Source organism: Sphingobacterium sp. IITKGP-BTPF85 (assembly GCF_001006065.1).
In the GTDB taxonomy this organism is placed as follows: domain Bacteria; phylum Bacteroidota; class Bacteroidia; order Sphingobacteriales; family Sphingobacteriaceae; genus Sphingobacterium; species Sphingobacterium anhuiense.
Genome location: NZ_ASZT02000028.1, coordinates 1 through 19,616, shown reverse-complemented (window position 1 = coordinate 19,616; position 19,616 = coordinate 1). Strand labels below are relative to the sequence as shown.

The 19,616-nt window shown below is 38.6% G+C and carries 14 protein-coding genes and 4 pseudogenes; 7 read left to right on the top strand and 11 right to left on the bottom strand.

The window, feature by feature from the left end:
* Positions 1 to 3 precede the first annotated feature (3 nt).
* On the top strand, positions 4 to 4,563 hold the full coding sequence (locus L950_RS07865) for an efflux RND transporter permease subunit (protein ID WP_021188204.1): 4,560 nt from the start codon (positions 4 to 6) through the stop codon (positions 4,561 to 4,563).
* A gap of 99 nt (positions 4,564 to 4,662) precedes the next feature.
* On the opposite strand, the gene L950_RS07860 is transcribed toward L950_RS07865, so the two are convergent.
* From L950_RS07860 to L950_RS07835, 6 genes and pseudogenes are all read right to left on the bottom strand, one after another.
* Entirely contained in the window at positions 4,663 to 5,907 is a 1,245-nt protein-coding gene (locus tag L950_RS07860; RefSeq protein WP_021188203.1) for a sulfate adenylyltransferase subunit 1, read from the bottom strand.
* Positions 5,908 to 5,952: 45 nt separating this feature from the next.
* Positions 5,953 to 6,841, bottom strand: a pseudogene (gene cysD, locus L950_RS07855) (sulfate adenylyltransferase subunit CysD).
* Between the two features lie 11 nt (positions 6,842 to 6,852).
* Complete coding sequence (locus L950_RS07850) at positions 6,853 to 7,554, bottom strand: phosphoadenylyl-sulfate reductase (protein ID WP_021188202.1); 702 nt, start codon at positions 7,552 to 7,554, stop codon at positions 6,853 to 6,855.
* An 87-nt stretch (positions 7,555 to 7,641) separates the two neighbouring features.
* Positions 7,642 to 8,124: a bifunctional precorrin-2 dehydrogenase/sirohydrochlorin ferrochelatase gene (locus L950_RS07845; RefSeq protein WP_231576976.1), complete on the bottom strand. Its 483-nt coding sequence runs from the start codon at positions 8,122 to 8,124 to the stop codon at positions 7,642 to 7,644.
* Positions 8,121 to 8,882 carry a uroporphyrinogen-III C-methyltransferase gene (cobA, locus tag L950_RS07840; RefSeq protein ID WP_231576975.1) on the bottom strand — a complete coding sequence of 254 codons (762 nt, stop codon included), beginning with the start codon at positions 8,880 to 8,882 and terminating at the stop codon, positions 8,121 to 8,123. The genes L950_RS07845 and cobA overlap by 4 nt, the downstream gene beginning before the upstream one ends.
* A 15-nt stretch (positions 8,883 to 8,897) precedes the next feature.
* Positions 8,898 to 10,998, bottom strand: a pseudogene (locus L950_RS07835) (HEPN domain-containing protein).
* A gap of 135 nt (positions 10,999 to 11,133) precedes the next feature.
* Between L950_RS07835 and L950_RS07830 the strand changes: the two are divergent.
* From L950_RS07830 to L950_RS07810, 5 genes and pseudogenes are all read left to right on the top strand, one after another.
* Positions 11,134 to 11,895, top strand: coding sequence for a PstS family phosphate ABC transporter substrate-binding protein (locus L950_RS07830; protein ID WP_231576974.1), 762 nt, complete (start codon positions 11,134 to 11,136; stop codon positions 11,893 to 11,895).
* Between the two features lie 210 nt (positions 11,896 to 12,105).
* Positions 12,106 to 13,002 (top strand): phosphate ABC transporter permease subunit PstC, encoded by an 897-nt coding sequence (gene pstC, locus L950_RS07825; RefSeq protein ID WP_021188200.1) that lies wholly within the window; start codon positions 12,106 to 12,108, stop codon positions 13,000 to 13,002.
* 131 nt (positions 13,003 to 13,133) lie between these two features.
* Complete coding sequence (locus L950_RS07820; RefSeq protein WP_021188199.1) at positions 13,134 to 13,847, top strand: PstA family ABC transporter permease; 714 nt, start codon at positions 13,134 to 13,136, stop codon at positions 13,845 to 13,847.
* A pseudogene (locus L950_RS07815) lies at positions 13,802 to 14,610 on the top strand (phosphate ABC transporter ATP-binding protein). Before L950_RS07820 ends, L950_RS07815 begins: the two are co-directional and overlap by 46 nt.
* 73 nt (positions 14,611 to 14,683) lie before the next feature.
* On the top strand, positions 14,684 to 15,919 hold the full coding sequence (locus L950_RS07810) for a PQQ-dependent sugar dehydrogenase (protein WP_021188197.1): 1,236 nt from the start codon (positions 14,684 to 14,686) through the stop codon (positions 15,917 to 15,919).
* Between the two features lie 368 nt (positions 15,920 to 16,287).
* Here the strand turns inward: L950_RS07810 and L950_RS07800 are convergent, their stop codons facing one another.
* The 5 genes and pseudogenes from L950_RS07800 to L950_RS07780 form a co-directional block, all read right to left on the bottom strand.
* On the bottom strand, positions 16,288 to 16,731 hold the full coding sequence (locus L950_RS07800) for a GNAT family N-acetyltransferase (RefSeq protein WP_021188195.1): 444 nt from the start codon (positions 16,729 to 16,731) through the stop codon (positions 16,288 to 16,290).
* A complete protein-coding gene (locus tag L950_RS07795) occupies positions 16,722 to 17,102 on the bottom strand; it encodes a diacylglycerol kinase family protein (protein WP_021188194.1) in 381 nt (126 codons plus the stop codon). The genes L950_RS07800 and L950_RS07795 overlap by 10 nt, the downstream gene beginning before the upstream one ends.
* A 73-nt stretch (positions 17,103 to 17,175) precedes the next feature.
* A pseudogene (bshB1, locus tag L950_RS07790) lies at positions 17,176 to 17,900 on the bottom strand (bacillithiol biosynthesis deacetylase BshB1).
* 67 nt (positions 17,901 to 17,967) lie between these two features.
* Complete coding sequence (locus tag L950_RS07785) at positions 17,968 to 18,462, bottom strand: glutathione peroxidase (RefSeq protein WP_021188193.1); 495 nt, start codon at positions 18,460 to 18,462, stop codon at positions 17,968 to 17,970.
* Positions 18,463 to 18,475: 13 nt separating this feature from the next.
* Positions 18,476 to 19,114, bottom strand: a complete 639-nt coding sequence (locus L950_RS07780; RefSeq protein ID WP_231576973.1) for a DUF4294 domain-containing protein — start codon at positions 19,112 to 19,114, stop codon at positions 18,476 to 18,478.
* Positions 19,115 to 19,263: 149 nt separating this feature from the next.
* Between L950_RS07780 and L950_RS07775 the strand changes: the two genes are divergently transcribed.
* Positions 19,264 to 19,616: HD domain-containing protein (locus tag L950_RS07775; RefSeq protein ID WP_156169598.1), on the top strand; the 353-nt coding region annotated here is incomplete at its 3' end.

Sequence of the window (19,616 nt, the reverse complement as noted above, 5' to 3'; positions counted from 1 at the left end):
TTTATGTTTGATGTTTATATAAAAAGGCCTATCCTATCGTTGGTAATTTCATTATTTATAACGTTACTAGGATTATTGGCCTTATTTACACTACCTGTTACCCAGTTTCCAGATATTGTCCCTCCATCGGTCGTTGTTACCGCAAATTACACAGGAGCAAATGCGGAAGTCAGTACCAATGCTGTTGCCATTCCGCTGGAACGTGCGATCAATGGTGTTGCAGGTATGACCTCGATGAATACCGTTTCCACTAACAATGGAACAACACTCATTCAAGTCGTTTTTAAAGTTGGAATTGATCCCGATATTGCCGCAGTAAATGTGCAGAATCGGGTAACAACAGTATTAGATGAGCTTCCCGAGGAAGTGACACGCGCAGGTGTTACCACAGAAAAAGAGGTAAACAGTATGTTGATGTATCTCAATCTGTATACTGAAGATGAAACTGCTGATGAACGCTTTATTTACAATTTTACAGATATCAATGTTTTAAAGGAACTGAAGCGTATTGAAGGCGTTGGTTTTGCTCAGATTATGGGTATGCGTGATTACGCGATGCGTGTTTGGGTTAAACCTGATCGGTTAGCGGCTTACAACATCTCAACCGACGAACTAATTGCTTCCCTTCGTAAACAAAATATCGAAGCTGCCCCTGGTCAAACGGGTATAAGCTCGGATAAAATGGTCAATATGCAACAGTATGTACTTCGTTATCCGGGAAAATTCTCGGAACCGGAAGAATATGCCAATGTACCTATTCGGGCAAATGCAGATGGTTCTATTATCCGTATAAAAGACGTTGCTGAGATCGAATTCGGCTCATTAGATTACGAAATGGTTTCTAAAACTGACGGTAGACCTTCGGCTTCCATCATGTTAAAGCAATTGCCAGGATCCAATGCACAAGATGTTATCAAACGTGTTAAAGATAGAATGGCGGAATTACAAAAAGCCACATTCCCGGCAGGTATGAAATATACAATGGGTTATGATGTTTCCCGCTTTTTAGATGCATCGATATCCAGTGTTATCAAAACCCTGCTTGAGGCATTCTTATTGGTGTTTATTGTCGTATTTATATTCTTACAGAATTTTAGAGCTACATTGATCCCGATCTTAGCTGTTCCGGTGAGTTTGATCGGTTCACTGTTCTGTATGCAGATGCTCGGATTCTCAATCAACTTATTGACACTATTTGCACTCGTATTAGCGATCGGAATTGTAATTGACAATGGTATTGTCGTCGTCGAGGCCGTATTTGCCAAAATGGAAGAGGAAAATCTTCCACCTATGGAAGCTACTTTAGCGGCAATGAAAGAAGTGGGTACTGCTGTAATTGCGATCACTTTGGTCATGTCAGCCGTATTTATACCCGTGGCCTTCCTTGATGGACCCGTCGGTATTTTTTATCGACAGTTTTCGCTCACATTGGCCTCAGCTATTATTATCTCCGGTATTAATGCCCTGACACTAACACCCGCACTTTGTGCGATCATGTTAAAAAATCCGCACGATCAGAAAGAGAAAAATAACTGGATGACACGTTTCTTTAAAAAATTCAATCAAGCTTACGACAAATTAGCTGGAAAATACCGTGGATTTTTATCGAAAACCGTAAGCCGTCGCGGACTTACAGTACTTGTTCTGGTATTATCTTTTGTAGCAACTTGGGGAACAAGTGCGATCCTACCATCCGGTTTTATTCCTACGGAAGATCAAGGTATGGTCTATGTCAGTGTCACAACACCTCCAGGAGCCACAGTTGATAGAACAGAGAAAGCGTTAGATGAAGTAGATCGTATATCAAGAAGTTTAGAGTCCGTAGAAACGGTATCAACTCTTGCCGGATATAGTATTTTGACAGAAGTATCAGGTTCATCCTACGGTATGGGAATGATCAATTTAAAAGCTTGGGAAGACCGTGCGCAGACAGTTGATGATGTGATGAATGAACTCAAAGAAAAAACAGCACATATCGCAGATGCACAGATCGAGTTCTTCCCTCCGCCTACCGTTCCCGGTTTTGGTAATGCCGCAGGTTTTGAGGTTCGTTTACTGGATAAAACAGGAACTGAAGATCTCAATAAAACGGCTGTTGTATTGGAAGAATTCATGAATAAACTAAACGCCAGCGAAGCTATAGAAAGCGTTTCTTCAGGATTTGACGTTAACTTTCCGCAGTATATGTTGGAAATTGACTACGATTTAGCGGCCAAGAAAGGAATATCTGTTGATAATGCGATGAATACATTGCAAACACTTATGGGTAGCTTCTACGCCACCAATTTCATTCGTTATGGACAGATGTATAAAGTAATGGTGCAAGCAGACGCACATTATCGGAAACAGCCCGAAGATGTTTTAAATCTTTTTGTGAAAACCGATAATGGCGAAATGGTTCCTTACTCAGCCTTTATTACGATGAAGCGCGTGTTTGGACCGGAACAGATTACACGCTATAACATGTTTACAAGCGCCATGATCAATGGGCAGCCGGCATCTGGATTCAGTACCGGACAAGCAATTGAAACCATTCAGGAGATTGCGAAGAGCTTACCGCAAGGCTATAGTATTGAATGGTCAGGTATGACTAAAGAGCAGATTGTTTCTGGCGATCAGACTATTTACATTTTCGCCTTAGTACTATTGTTTGTTTACTTACTATTGGCGGCGCAGTATGAAAGTTTCTTCTTGCCCTTACCTGTTATCTTATGTATTCCCGCCGGTATGTTCGGAGCGTTTCTATTCTTAAAGTTATTGGGATTAGAAAACAACATTTATGCACAGGTGGCACTCGTCATGCTGATTGGGCTTTTAGGGAAAAATGCGATTTTGATTGTCGAATATGCAGTACTCAAAAACAAACAGGGCATGTCCATTGTGGAGGCTGCGATCGACGGTGCTATAGCACGTCTAAGACCAATTTTAATGACATCATTTGCCTTTGTGGCGGGACTTATTCCATTGATGTTCTCCTCTGGAGCAAGTGCTATCGGTAACAGAACAATTGGTACCGCCTCCGTTGGAGGTATGTTGATCGGAACCATAATCGGTGTTTTGATTATACCTGCATTTTATGTTCTCTGTTCAAAAAGAACAACAAAAGTTAAGAAGAAGAAATTAGCAACAGTAGTTTCTGTTGTGCTTGCTGTTATTTTAATATCGAGCTGTTCTGTTCCTAAAAAGCTGACACCAATGCAAGCGACAGCATTGCCCGAAAAATTTTCGCCGGCAAATGTGCAAACCGATAGTTCGATAGGTCAGATTTCTTGGAGAAAAGTATTTGAAGATAAAAAACTGATTGCCCTTGTGGATTCAGCATTACTGTATAACTATGATTTACAAATGGCGATAAAGCGTATTGAGATTGCTCAAGCAAGCTTCAAACAGAAAAAAGCTGCGCTATTTCCAAAAGTAAATGCTGAAGTTGGCGCAGGTTTGACAAAGTATGGCTTTTATACCGAAGAAGGAATTGGTAACTACGATAGTAACTTTTCAGAAAACTTAAAATCAGACGAAAAGATTCCATCACCTGCTATTCCAGATTATTTTGTAGGACTGCGCAGTTCTTGGGAAATCGATGTATGGGGCAAATTAAAAAATCTGAGACAGTCATCGTACGAGAATTATCTAGCACAGCTTGAAGCAAAGCAATTGATTGCGACCGAATTGGTGACCAATATTGGTTCTGCCTACTATCAGCTCATCAGTCTGGATAATCAGTTAGCAGTCTTTGAAAGAAATCTAAAACTGCAGGAAAAAGCCTTAGCTATTATTGAAGTACAAAAAGAAGCGGGTCGAGCGACCGAATTAGCTGTTCAGCAGTTTAAAGCTATTCTAGCAAACTCCAAGTCAGATCGTGCTAAGACGAAGCAAGAAATCAGTATTCTCGAAAATCACATCAATTTCCTTATTGGACGTGTGAATCAGCCTATTGAACGTACTGCAATTCAGCTGGAAGAAGTACATCTGTTTGATAAATTGGCTTCTGGAGATCCCGCATTAATGCTTGCACTGAGACCAGATATCCGCGAAGCCTCTCATCAGATGGTTTCGGCCATGCATGAAGTTCATGCTGCGAAAGCTGCTTTTTTACCCGCAGTAGTCTTATCTCCTTTTATCGGCTTAAATTCATTTAGCTTCGATAAACTGATTGACATCAATAAATCGGCAACTTACGGTTTATTCGGTGGCATTACAGCTCCGATTTTTAATCAAAGAGAATTAAAGACGCAGTATGAACAGTACAAAGGAAATTATGGTATTTCATTCTTGAATTACGAGAAGATTGTTTTACAGGCTTATAACGAAGTATCCAATGCCTTGCTGACAGAAGATCATATTATTGAACGCTTTCAGCACAAAAATGAACAAGTCGTTGCCTTAGAATCATCCGTAAATTCCGCTCATGATTTATTTTTGGCAGGCCGTATCAATTACTTAGAGATCATCACCAGTCAAAGAGAATCCCTTGCTGCTCAAATTGAGCAGGTCAATATTCTAGAAGAAAAGATCTTAAATCAATTAGTGTTATACAAAGCCTTAGGTGGAGGTTGGAAATAAGAATAAAAAAATGTTAATGATAAAAGGGTGGCCAATAAGACCACCCTTTTTCATGTTAATTAAAAAGTAATTTACTTGACTTTCTATCCCCCTCGCCTGCTAAGCAACGCTTTCAATCATAACAGCCGCAACTGTTAAGTTAGTGCGCGGGTCAATGATAATGCCCCTGCCGGTTGCCTGGTGATCCTGGTAAAGATCAAACGAGATATCTTCAGCGGCCTTAATCTGTACACGGCCTATATCATTAAGAGCTATCCCTTCACCATACTTATATTCCTGGTTGTTGATATCCACTTTATGAATGATTTCATTTATTTTCACTTTTGTCGTTCTACCGAAATTCTGAAACAAATAAATCTGATTCGTATCCAGAGCCTTGTTGTCAAACCAGCAGATATTCGCTTCAAAATTACGTTCCACTAGACCCGAATTTTGAGCCGTTACAATGGTATCACCACGGCTGATATCAACATGATCTGCAAGATGGACAATAACCGATTGGCCATCTTCCGCTTCCTGCAAATCTACTCCAGCCAGTTCAATACTTTTGATGCTACTTTTAATAGAAGAAGGTAAAATTAGCACATCATCTCCTACTTTTAGACCATGACCAACAACACGTCCAGCATATCCCCTGTAGTCATGTAACTCCTCGGTCTGTGGCCTTACCACCCATTGCACCGGTAAACGCCAAGCTTGCTGATCTGCCTCTTTAAATTCTATCGTCTCGAGATAAGACAATAAAGAAGGTCCCTCATACCAAGTCAAATGTTCCGAAGGATGCACAATATTGTCACCTTTTAGTGCAGAAACCGGCATAAAATCAACATCAGTCAATTTTAAACGTTCCGCTAAGGTCTGATAATCAGCTTTAATGTTTTCAAACACTTCCTGGCTATAATCCACCATATCCATTTTATTGATACACACTAAAACTTTTTTAAGTTCAAGTAGTTTTGCTAAAAAAGAATGACGTTTCGTTTGCTCAATAACCCCTTTACGCGCATCGACCAATATAATGATGAGATCAGAGTTAGAAGCCCCTGTTATCATATTGCGTGTGTACTGTATGTGTCCCGGTGCATCAGCAATGATAAATTTGCGTTGCTCTGTTTGAAAGTATTTATAAGCAACATCGATCGTAATTCCCTGTTCACGTTCAGCTTTCAATCCGTCGGTCAAAATTGCTAGATCCACAGTCCCATCATTATTTTTGCGGTTAGCCTTTTTTATCGCTTCCAGTTGATCGTCCAGTATCGAATCTGTATCATATAATAAACGGCCGATCAATGTGCTTTTACCATCATCAACAGAACCAGCCGTTATAAATTTTAAAATTTTCATTTTCTAGATTTTTGTATTAGTCACCAAACCTTATTGCATTGCTCCTTAGAAGTATCCCTGTTTTTTCGGTCTTCCATTGCCGCTTCAGAAACTTTATCATCCATTCGGGCACCACGCTCACTTACTGTAGAGGCTTTTATTTCGGCAATGATATCATCTAAGGCAGTAGCCTGCGAGTCCACAGCTGCAGTACAGGTCATATCACCGACTGTTCTAAATCGGACCGATTTGTTTCCACAACATCCTCTTCATCGATGTTTAAGAAAGACGCAGCTGCCATTAATTGGCCATTCCGGGTGATCACTTCACGCTCGTGACTAAAGTAAATACTTGGAAGTTTAATATTCTCCCGTTTGATGTAATTCCAAACATCCAGTTCCGTCCAGTTTGATATTGGAAATACGCGGACATTTTCGCCCTTATTGATTTTTCCGTTAAAGATATTCCATAATTCAGGACGTTGGCGCTTCGGATCCCACTGTCCAAATTCATCACGAACAGAGAATACACGTTCTTTAGCCCTTGCTTTCTCCTCATCACGACGTGCCCCGCCAATACAGGCGTCAAAACCATTTTCAGCAATTGTATCCAGTAAAGTCACCGTCTGTAAAGCATTTCTGCTGGCATTTTTTCCCTTTTGCTCAACAACTTTACCAGCATCGATACTATCTTGCACATGTCCTACGATCAGTTTTTCACCGATCTGTTCTACTAACCAATCGCGGTATGCAATGGTTTCCGGAAAATTGTGACCTGTATCAATATGCACCAGTGGAAAAGGAAATTTACCCGGTCTAAATGCTTTTAATGCCAAATGAACCAAAGTAATAGAATCTTTTCCACCAGAAAATAAGAGCGCAGGATTTTCAAATTGCCCGGCCACTTCACGTAATATATAGATTGATTCTGCTTCTAGTTGATCTAAATAATCCATTTAATCTTGCTTTATTTTGTTGTCACATGTAATCCACACTCTTTTTTACTCTGATCTTCCCACCACCATCGGCCGGCGCGAAAATCTTCACCCTCCTGAACAGCCCGGGTACAGGGCTCACATCCGATGCTCGGAAAGCCCTTATCGTGCAGTATATTGTAAGGTATACGCTCGCTTTTAATATAATTGGTAACCATCTCAAAAGTCCAGTCAAATAGCGGATGAATTTTGATAATATTATTCCCCTCATCATACTCGATATACTCCATATCGTGACGATTCGCCGATTGCTCCGCTCTAATTCCTGTTATCCAAATTTTGGCACCTCGCAAAGCCCGCTGTAAAGGCTCTATTTTGCGTATGTAGCAACAAGATTTTCTATTTTCAACAGACTCATAAAATGAGTTCGGCCCCTTTTCAGAAACAAATTCCTGAACCTTTTCGGTATTCGGGTAGTACGTATCAATTTTTAGCGCATAGCGCTCAGCAGTTCTGCTCCATAACGAATAAGTCTCCTTAAAAAGTCTTCCCGTATCCAAAGTAAAAACCCTGATATTCACTTTGCTCTTTCCTATCCAATCTGTAATAATCTGATCTTCGATACCGAAAGATGTCGAAAATACAACCTGATCAGGATATTGTTCAGTAATAACCTGAAGCAGATCCGCTCCCTGTTTTCCTGATAAAAGTTCTTTAATTCCACTAATTTCCATCTCTCTCAATTAATGATTTTGTATGTTTATTCAGCGCCGTGACTTTTGACTGAAAATCACCTTTTAATTGATTCCGCAACTGGCTCATCAATTCCAATGTTTCATCAATCTCCTCAGGAAGCATTTCCTGTAAAACTCCTTTACTCTTTTTGCAATTGACGGGGATTTACCGTTCGTTGAAATCGCAATTTTCAAATTACCTTTTTTAACGATCGATCCGAGATAGAAGTCACATAGTTCCGGTTTATCTGCCGCATTTAGCAAAATATGTTTTGAACTCGCTAACGCTCTTATTTGATCATTAAGTTCATGATTGTTTGTTGCCAGCATCACGAGATGTTTTTCATCAAGATCCGATTCCACAAAATCACGCTCTTCAAAAACGATATGCTTATATTGCGTCATGATGATTTTAAATTCATGACATATTTTAGTCGCAATTACTGTTATATGCGCTTTATCATTATTCTGAATGATTGCTTGAAATTTCTCTAACCCGATCGGTCCACCTCCGACTAATAGCATGTGAATCTGATCTGGCTTGACAAAAATTGGAAATAGCGTATTCATTTAAACAGTTGCGTATTTTTCAATAATATGTTTAAAATTCGGATGCTTAGAAACAACTTCGCCCAAAACAATAATAGCCGGTACACCAATGCGTTTTTCCTGAGTTTCGTCCAGTATGTCGTCAATCGTACCGATAATAATTTTTTCATTTGGCATAGAGCATTTTGAATCAATGCAATAGGCAGATTTTCTTTACCATGCTGTTTGTATAATGCGACTATTTCTGTTAGCTTACCAAATCCCATCAGCACGACTACTGTTGCATTTGTTTTAACAGCTGCATACAAGTCCTCTGAAAGTTTCCCTTCAGTTGTAGAGCCAGTTATCACCCAAAAACTTTCACTGATGCCGCGATAAGTTAAAGGAATCTTTTGGAGGCCCGTTAATCCGATACTAGAGGAAATACCCGGTATAACCGCTGTTTCGATATCATATTGATTAATAAAATCAAGTTCTTCACCACCACGTCCAAATACAAATGGATCTCCGCCTTTTAATCGCACCACATGACCATGAGTCAGCGCATAATCGACCAGTAACTGGTTGATCTGATCCTGTGAAGTAGAAAGCTGTTCCGCTCTTTTCCCAACATATACCTTCGTGCAGTTTGCACTGGCAAAATCCAATAAACTCTCATCCACTAAAGCATCGTATAAAATTACATCCGCTGCCTTTATCGCTTTTATACCTTTTAAGCTGATCAATTCAGGATCACCAGGACCCGCTCCGACCAAAGTTACTTTTGGTTTAATATTCATCTTCTATCCTCCTCATTAATTAACTTTCACCGCATTTCTATACTCATACACAGCGTTAAAGAATGTATTCAAGCTCTCAAGGTAGTTTTCAGCAAACTCTGGAGTAGGCTCATTCTTATTTATTTGCAAAACCAGTTCTGGGAACGTAGTTCCAATTCAAAAATATGTTGTTCCACAAATTGCGCTTGGAACTCCTGGATCACAGCATGCTGTGAACTCACATTAACACCTTTATCCAATAATAATGCTTTAGCACAACCTATAAAAGTACTGTAGGCATGATAAATAGCATCCGCATACTTTTCTCCTCAAGAGCAGAAACCGCCCAAGCTCTTTTTTCTTCAGCTTCAAAGATCAAAGTAGCAACAAGGTCAATCATGACTCCCGCACACTCACCCACACCGATCGCTGTTTCAAAAGTCTCCTGATGACCCCAATCAATATATTCATCATCAGATAGTGTTGTTAGATCAGCCAGAGGTTTCAATAAGGTGTAGAAATAGTTTTTAGTCTGACGGTCATAATAAGCATGAAAATTTTCACCTTCCTGAACATTCTTTTTATAATCCGTTAAAACCAGGTCAACCACGTGCAGCACTCTTTTGGTAGGTACTTTGATAATTCTTTCGGCCACACGACCTACACCATCACCAACAGTACCACCACCGATCATGACCTGTGCAGCAGGAACGACTTTACCGTTTGCTTTTACAGAACTTCCATGAAAACCCAGATGCGCCAATCCATGCTGTCCACAAGAGTTCATACAGCCTGAAATTTTGATCTTCAGTTCACGGTTGTAAACAAAATCTGCGTAAAAATCACGAATGTATGACTCAATAACCCGTGCCATCTCTGTACTGTTTGAAATACCCAGATTACATGTATCCGTACCTGGGCAGGTCGTCACATCAGACGTACTTTCAAATCCAGGAGAAGCCAACTCAAGCTTCGTCAATAATTTAAAAATATGAGAAAGCGTTTTCTCGGTAGCATATTTAAGCAACAATCCCTGATTCTGAGTGAAACGAATTTCATCGGCAACCAGACCTTCCAGTCCAGCAACCAAAACTCGTGCTTTTTCAGTTGGAAGATCGCCCGTAGATATTTTAGCAAATACACCATAAAAACCTTGCTGCTTTTGCTCAAAAGTATTTGTTGACTTCCAGATCAGGTAATCCGGATCTAAATCCAAAGATAAACTTTCCACGGCATCCGTATCCGGTGGAGTCGGTTGCGTGATCGTATCGCGGTTGATCTGAAAAGATTTTACATGATTAGCAACGCGTTCTTCAGCAATTAATCTTAACACTTCATCAATACCCAATTTTTGGATCAAATATTTAAAGCGTGCTTTATTTCTATTATTACGCTCGCCATAGCGGTCAAATACACGTAAAGAAGACTCAACAAACGGAATCAACTGATCTTCATGTAAAAATTCATGTACCAAGTGCGCTAGAAAAGGTTGAGAACCCAATCCACCACCTAACAGAACTTTAAAACCACGTTCTTCTTTACCATCAATAAGCTGTATTTTAGGAATAAAGCCAAGATCATGGATATATGAAAAAGCAGTATCATCATCTGATGAAGAAAATGACATCTTAAATTTACGACCCATTTCCGCACAGATCGGGTTTCTTAAACAAAATTCGAAAACGGCCTGCGCATACGGAGAAACATCAAAAGGTTCTTGTGGATCTATTCCGGCTGTAGGTGATGCCGTTACGTTACGCACAGTATTACCACAGGCTTCACGTAAAGTAATATCATCCTCTGCCAATTTGGCCCATAACTCTGGTGTGCGATCTAGACTAACAAAGTGTATCTGAATATCCTGACGGGTCGTGATATGCAGATTGCGAATCGCATATTCATCCGATACATCAGATATTTTAATCACTTGTTTGAAAGTTGCTTTTCCAAAAGGTAATTTAATACGCACCATTTGCACTCCAGGTTGACGTTGACCGTAAACCCCTCTTGCAAGGCGCAATGAACGAAATTTTTCATCCGTAATTTTCCCTTCCTGAAAAAGTCTAATTTTCTTTTCTAAATCAATAATCTCTTGCTCAACCACAGGGTTTTCAAGCTCTGTACGGAAACTTTGCATATGCTGAAATTCTATTTATTGGTCTGTATTCTCTTCTATTTGGATCAAAAGTAGAAAAAAAACTATATAATCTATTAAATTAATATATATTTGTCAAAAATATTATTGTAGACCAATCCTATAGAGATAGATAAAATGAAAAAAAACAACCGTAATATACTTATATTAAGCTTATTGTTGTTACTTACGAATAACGCGTGTGCTCCTAAAATAGAGAATGGCTATACAAAAGAAAGAGGATTTGAAGGTAATATTTCCTTATCTGGAGCGTTTGCACTCTATCCTTTAGTAGTCTTATGGAGTGAAGAGTTTAAAAAGGAACATCCACATGTGCGTTTTAATATTTCAGCTGGCGGAGCAGGCAAAGGAATTGCAGATGCATTGACCGGTATGGTCGACATCGGACTTATTTCCCGCGATCTTCATCCACAGGAAATAGCAAAAGGCGCCTTTCCTATCCATGTTGCTAAAGATGCTGTGATCTGTACCATTAATGCTGAAAATCCAAATTATACCTTACTTAAAGAACGTGGTTTGACCCATGCGGAACTCAAAAATATCTTTATCAATAAAAAATATAAAACCTGGAACGAGATCGACGCGCGATTTTCAAAAGATCCGGTGATCGTGTACACACGTGCTGATGCCGCCGGTGCCGCCGAAACTTGGGCCAATTTCTTTAAAAGTAAGCAGGAGGATTTAAAAGGCGTGGGAATCTTTGGTGATCCAGGAATTGCACAGGCAATTAAAGACGATAAAAATGCCATAGGATTTAACAACATCAATTACGTCTATGACTTAAAAACAAAAAAAGTAATGGATAAAATTGATGTCTTGCCAATCGATCTAAATGCAGATGGCAGATCAGTGAAAACGAAGATTTTTATAGTACCATAGATGATTTAACGGATGCTGTCAGTAACAACCATTACCCTAGCCCACCAGCCAGAGATCTTTCGTTTATCACAAAAGGGAAGCCTGATAATTTGCTCGTTAAAGAATTCATTTCATTTGTGCTAAAGAAAAAATCGCAGAGTTATTTATTGGAAAATGGATATGTGCCATTAACAGAGTCGTTAATTAATAAAGAACTGATTAAACTGTAATATGCTAAAAACAAGGTTATTAAAAAATGCAATCGCAAAACAGGTCAGTTTTGTTTTGTTGCTCATTTCACTTTCAGTGGTCATTATAATCGGTATCGGACTGACTTTTAAATCAGTACCCTTATTTGAATCGTTTAACATTCTTGAACTATTGACAAATCATGTGTGGGCACCTATGAAAGGAAGTTTTGGTTTCCTACCCTTTATTATGGGCACACTCAGTGTCACATTGGTTGCGCTATTGATTTCATGCCCACTTTGTATCTTAACCTCTATTTACTTAACAGAGTATGCGTCAGACACCTTGAAAAATGTCATATTACCGCTTATCAATGTTCTGGCAGCCATTCCTCCTGTGTTATACGGGGTTTGGGGTGTATTATTTATCGTACCTGCAATACAATCTTATATTGCGCCCATTTTTGCGGTTTCTACTTCGGGTTACACTGTTTTAGCTGGAGGAATCGTACTCGCAGTGATGATTTTCCCGATCATGATCAGTATTATGGTCGAGGTTTTAAAAACGGTACCGGCAGAACTTAAAGCAGCATCATTGTCTTTGGGCGCTACCAAATGGGAAACTGCCCAAAAAGTCATACTTAGAAGAGCAAAACCTGGTATAATAGCCGCAATTGTATTGGCGATCTCCAGAGCATTCGGCGAAACAATTGCAGTTTTGATGGTCTGCGGTAATGTTCCTAAAATACCGACATCCATATTTGATGCTGGTTATCCTATTCCCGCACTCATTGCAAACAATTTTGGGGAAATGATGTCAATACCATTATACGATTCGGCACTGATGTTTTCAGCCTTACTCCTTTTTGTTATTATTTTCGGATTCAATCTCATTTCACGCATCATATTAAACAGATTGGAGGGCAAGCATAATGGATAATCTTAAAACAAGACTTTTTAAAGAGAAGTTGCAAAAGGTTTTATGCATCTTTCCGGAATGTTGGTCACCGGTTCACTTTTTTTATAATCGGCACCATCCTATATAAAGGGTTACCTTATCTATCTTGGGAAATGGTGAGTCAATTACCAAAGGGCGGCTTTTACATGGGTAAAGAAGGTGGTATTTTAAATGCGATATTAGGATCTCTTTACCTTGCAGGTGTAGCAACTATATTGGCAACCTTAATCGGTGTGCCGATCGCCTTATATTTAAATATATACATCAAAACATCATCGAGACTAGCGCAGTACTCGAAATTAATGTTTGATATCCTGTACGGAATTCCTTCTATCGTATACGGAGCTGTAGGATTTACCATTATGGTTTATTTTGGCATCCGCGCATCCCTTTTAGGTGGAATTATTACCATTACACTGCTAACAATACCAATTGTGGTGCGAACAATCGATGAAATCATCAAAACAGTTCCCACAGACTTAAAACATGTTACTTTATCTTTAGGTGCGACCAAATGGGAAGTCGCAAAAGTTTTTATTTTACACATTAAACAAGGAATATTTACAGCAATCTTACTTGCATTTGGAAGATCTATCGGAGATGTTGCCGGAGTTTTGTTAACAACAGGATTTAGCGACAATTTACCCCGTTATATTGACGAACCCGCCGCAACATTGCCATTAGCGATCTTCTTCCAGTTGAGCAGTCCTATTCCAGAAGTTCAAGGCCGTGCTTACGCATCAGCACTTATCTTAACTTTTATTATTCTAATTATTGTCATATGCACGCACATCCTATCATCGAAACAGAACAAACACAAATTGTAAGACCGGCTATTCAACCGCATATTCAGATACAGGATTTGAATATTCAAATTGACGGTCATCATATTTTGAAAAACATCAATTTGTCATTGCCGAATAACAGCATTACCTCGATCATCGGTCCTTCTGGTTGTGGGAAAACGACGTTACTGAAAACCTTAAACCGACTTATTGATGATACGAAAGGAGTTCAGGTTTCAGGCTCTGTATTTGTCAATGGCGAAGATATATATGCCCCAAATGCCGAAGTAACACATATTCGAAAAAAAATGGGCCTACTTTCTCAAAAACCATTTCCGTTGCCGATGTCGATATATGACAATGTCGCTTATGGCCCTCGTATCCATGGGACAAGAGGAAAAAAGGAATTAAATGAGATCGTAGAAACACAGTTGAAGAATGTCGGACTTTGGGAAGAGGTGAAAGATCGGCTGGATCAATCCGCGACACGACTTTCCATTGGGCAGCAGCAGCGTCTATGCCTGGCACGTGGGCTTGCCGTCAAGCCTGAGATTATATTAGGCGATGAATCAACCTCTGCATTAGATCCAATATCGACGCAGACGATCGAAAATCTACTTATTGAACTCAAGAAAGATTATACCATTGTGTTGGTCACGCATATTCTGAGACAAGCACGCCGTGTTTCTGATTATATCATTTTTGTTTATGGCGGCGAAATTCTTGAATTTGGAAAACAGAAGAAGTACTGTTAAATCCCAAACATGAAATTACACGTCAGTATGTAAAAGGCTTTATTTCATGATAAAACGCTTTGCATGTAATTTTTAAATAAATTATTTATATTTTTATATGATATGAAACAATTCAATTTGTCTATGAAAAGTAAATTAGCCACAATCCTGATTAGTTCTTTCGCATTATATTCTTGTTCTAACGGTACTACAGGTGCTGAAACTAACAATAATACAGTAGATAGTATATATCCTGCTGTAGAAACGAATGCGGCAAATACAAAATATAAACCTGCCTTTGAAGGCCAGACCCGTATCGCCGGTGTAAAAACCACTACACCATTTGAAGGAGTTGTACTCAATACAACATTGAAGTCTCCTTGGGGAATTGCGTCTTTGCCGGACGGACGTTTACTCATTACCGAAAAAGAAGGAACCTTTAGAATAGCAACTGCTGACGGTAAAGTTTCTGAACCCATAACAGGTCTACCTAAAGTGGATACAGATGGTCAAGGTGGTTTATTGGGACTAACGATAGATCCTAATTTTGAAACAAGCCGAATGATCTATTTTGTTTTTTCTGAGCCAAGTGCTGAAGGAAACCTAACAGCTGTCGGTAAAGGAAAATTAGCCGCAGATGAGAAGACAGTTGAAAATGTCGCAGTTATTTACCGCGCTACACCAAAGTACAAAGGTAAACTACATTATGGTGGGCGTATCCTATTTGATAAATCAGGCAATTTAATTGTAAGTACGGGTGAACGTTCAGATTTAGCCACCAGACCTCAGGCACAAGATCTAAAATCAGGATTAGGCAAGATTGTTAGAATAACAACAGATGGCGCTCCAGCAGCGGGTAATCCGTTTGCAGGGAAAGCAGATGTAAGACCAGAAATTTACAGTTATGGACATAGAAATGTTCAAGGATTGGCACTTCATCCTGAAACGGGTGATTTATGGGAGACAGAATTTGGTCCTCGCGGTGGAGATGAACTAAACCGTATCGAGCCTGGCAAAAACTACGGCTGGCCAATCATTACTTACGGTTTAGAATACAGTGGTGAAAAAATTGGAGAACCTATCCAACAAAAAGAAGGATTAGAGCAACCGGTTTATTACTGGGATCCCGTATTATCACCTAGCGGTATTACATTCTATACAGGAGATGCCATTCCTGAATGGAAAAACAATCTATTCATCAGTGGACTAAGCAGTACGCATATTGCCCGTCTAGTTATTAAAGATAATAAAGTCGTAGGCGAAGAAAGGTTATTAGCAAAAGAAGGACAACGCTTCAGAGATATCACACAAGGTAAAGATGGAGCGCTTTATGCCATTACAGATTTAGGACGTCTTTACAAAATTGACAAAAAGAAATAACAATTTCGATTGTAAAAAACAGCTAAAGGTAACCAGAAAGGTTACCTTTTTTATGTATGTGTATTAATAAAAAAAGATTGTATGACAAAACACGTTCTAATCAGAATAGTCGCATTGATCATTCTTTTATTTATGGCCATTCCCATCGGTTTGTCCCAGTTAGATCCAAATAGACGTTGCGGTACAGCCGATAGCTTAGCTATAATTTTTTATATGGGAATCTTTTTGCTGCTATGGATTATCTATTTAATAGTAGAATCTGTTTTCTTATACCGTAAAAACGAAATTTCAAAATTCAGATTCAATATCATTGCCGCTCTAATTATCCCTCTTTTTATATTGATCTCTTTTTTATTTAATTTACTTGATTAAGAGAGCAATTCCATACTGTATAAGTCAAAATCTTTCGCCCAATAATCTTTTACAATCTGGTTTAAAACAAAGCCATTTTTCTGATAAAATAGATAAGTACGTTGCGAAGTACGGACAATGATGCGGTCGATCGTTTTCAGCTCTTTTAAAATTGCTATACGGTGTTCCAGCAACTTTTTGCCATATCCCTTACCCTGTTCTGCAGGAAGGACCATATCCCAACAGATTACAGCCCTATGCTCTTCCAGCTCTACGGTAATGCCACTGCATGCCACCACTCTATTGTCTACCTCAAGAACAAAAAACTGCTGCATCTCAAAATCCAGATAATACTTCAAATCCTCTTTTTCATCCTGAGCAAAGTAAGCTGGAATATTTTCTTGCATAATATTGAGTACGACATCCCGATCCCGTAGCTCATAAGCCCTAATTAAAACCATATCGCCATTATTTTTGGAACAAAAATGAACATTGCTATAACCACAGAAACGATCGCTGCTGTTAATACTGCGGCAGCTGCTAGATCTTTCGCTTTTTTTACAAAATCATTCTTTTCCTGACAAACCAGATCCGCAAGATTTTCAATAGCGGAATTAATTATTTCAAGCGCAAAAACAGCACCAATACAGAGTAAGATGATCATCCATTCAATCGCAGCGATATCAAAGTAAATTCCAGCAACAATGGTCACAATAGTTGCCGCTACATGAATGCGCGCATTATGTTCTTCTATCAACAGTATTTTGAAACCATTGAATGCATATGCAAAACTTTTTATTCGATCCTGTAGCGAGAATTGTTGATTTTTCATGTAATATATGCTGTAAAAGCAAAAGCCGTTTCTTAATATAATAAAGAAACGGCTTTTATTTGATTATTTTAAATTAAATCAGATGAAATATATCATCAACACCTAATATTTTCTTTGCCGTAAACCCTTCAGCATATTTTACCTGTATCGATCTACCAAATTCTCGCGCCCTTGCAGCTGTAGATTCCATAAAATCGGGATTCGAAATATAGGTTTGCGGTTCGTCGAGATTCGTTTCTTCGCCTGTATAAAACTGTGTTTTATACGCTAATATTGATTTTTCCTTAATCGAATAATAATCCGTAATATCCAGTACAATATCAGGTTTAATATAATAATCCTGAATCATCTGCAGCACCAATCTAGGACGGTGAGCTTCTTGTAAAATTCCGTCTGCTATCGTTTCTATTTTCCTTAGACCTGCCAAAAGCATGCTTCATTCACCATGTGACCTGCTCTACCATGATCAGGATGGCGGTCAGTAATGGCATTTGTGATTATAATTTCTGGTTGATATTTACGGATCGCCTGAATGACAGCAAGCTTATCTTCTTCACTATTATTGAAAAAACCATCACGTAGCGCTAAGTTATCTCTTACCGTTAAGCCCAGTATTGCTGCTGCATCGTTTGCTTCATGATCTCTGGTTTCAGCAGTACCGCGAGTACCAAGTTCCCCTCTCGTAAGATCTACAATACCTACTTTTTTACCCGCAGCAACATATTTTGCTATTGTACCTCCGGCCCCTAATTCTGCATCATCCGGATGCACAGTAATTACTAATAAATCAAGTTTTATCATGCGAGTCTATTTTCAATGTTTAACCAACTAAATATAGACAAAAGTAGTAAACATTTCGTTCTTTCTACCCTTCAGATAATAATTGCTCAACACGTTTTTTGATTCTAGACGCCGTTGGTGAGGTTGTTGAGTAAAAATAGTCGACTACCTCTCCATTTTTATTGATCAGATATTTGTGAAAATTCCATAGTGGTTTACTCGAAACATGTCCATTTTCCTCCTTTTGAGCAAGATAACGATACAAGGGCGAGGCATATTCGCCAATGACATGTGTACGTTTAAAAACAGAAAAATGAACTTGTTGGTTAATTTTACAAAAAGTCTCTAACGTATAACCAGTTAGTGGTTCCTGTTTTCCAAAATTATTAGATGGGAAAGCAAGAATTTCAAAACCATCATTTTTATAGGTCTGGTAAAGTTTTTCTAAGGATTTAAATTGGCTCGTAAACAGGCATTGGCTGGCCGTATTTACAATGAGCAATACTTTTCCCTTATAGTCAGCTAATGATTTTTCTTGACCATTGAACTGTAGGGCTTTAAAATCATAAACTGTCTTCATAAATTAATAATTTTTAAAAATACTGTGGATCTCTTCTCGTTTTTTGAAATTCTCTAATGATATTTTCTATTTCAAAATCTTCTCTCGGATCGTAAGTACTTTTTAGGTTATGTCCAAATATTTTAGCTACCCCTTGGTATAAAAAAGCAGATAACCCACCTTTCATCTGTTTCACCATTTCATAGCTCGAATGTCCTGTTTGTCGGTCTATAAGTTTAATGAGAATTTTCCCCTGTGTAATACTCATATTTTTAATTTCCCGATTAAACATCGACTTCACTTCATTCTCACATGTTTCAATCAACTTTTTCTGTTCTTTTTTATCAGAAACCAATGCAAGTTCTCGGTCCAACTGATCATATCTTTTTTGAGCAAAAATAGCATAAGGCAATACCCTTAACACATTTCGTCTTAGCCTTAGGTACTGTTTTTTAGCATCTTCCGAAGTCCATATTCTTGGTTTTGATATTTTGACCTCTGGAATTAAGAACCAAGGAAGCCGCTCGCCACTCTCTAATGTGGTCATATTATACTCTTCAATTACTTGTTGCTGCCCCTCCCCGTAGAGCGGTACTGTCAGTGCTTGAGACATCCCCAAAAAAGGGATAAAAGCAAGTAAAGATAGTATCCAGCGTAAGTTTATTCTGATCATTACAATTTAAAAATTGTCTTTTTTTGTCAATAGTATTAAAAAATTATTACATTTAATAAAAATAAATCGGGTTTACTATTTATTCCTTTAAATTAACAATAACTAATTTAAGAAATGTATTTTTAAAATCATAATGCAACTGCAAGTTTATGAAAGATTATGTGATTGATATAGAAGCAGAAAATAAAGAAATACGTAAAAGATACCGAGCATTACTACGCGCATGTAAACCAACGATGCAACGAGGTGACAAGCAGATGATCAGAAAAGCATTTGATCTCGCATTAGAAAGTCACAAAGAAATGCGTCGAAAATCTGGCGAACCTTATATTTTCCACCCGATTGCCGTAGCTCAGATTGCTGCAGAAGAAATTGGTTTAGGTACAACTTCAATAGTTTGTGCCCTCTTACACGATGTGGTTGAAGATACCAACATTACACTCGATGAGATCGAGCAGATGTTTGGTAAAAAAGTGCGTCGTATTATTGATGGACTGACAAA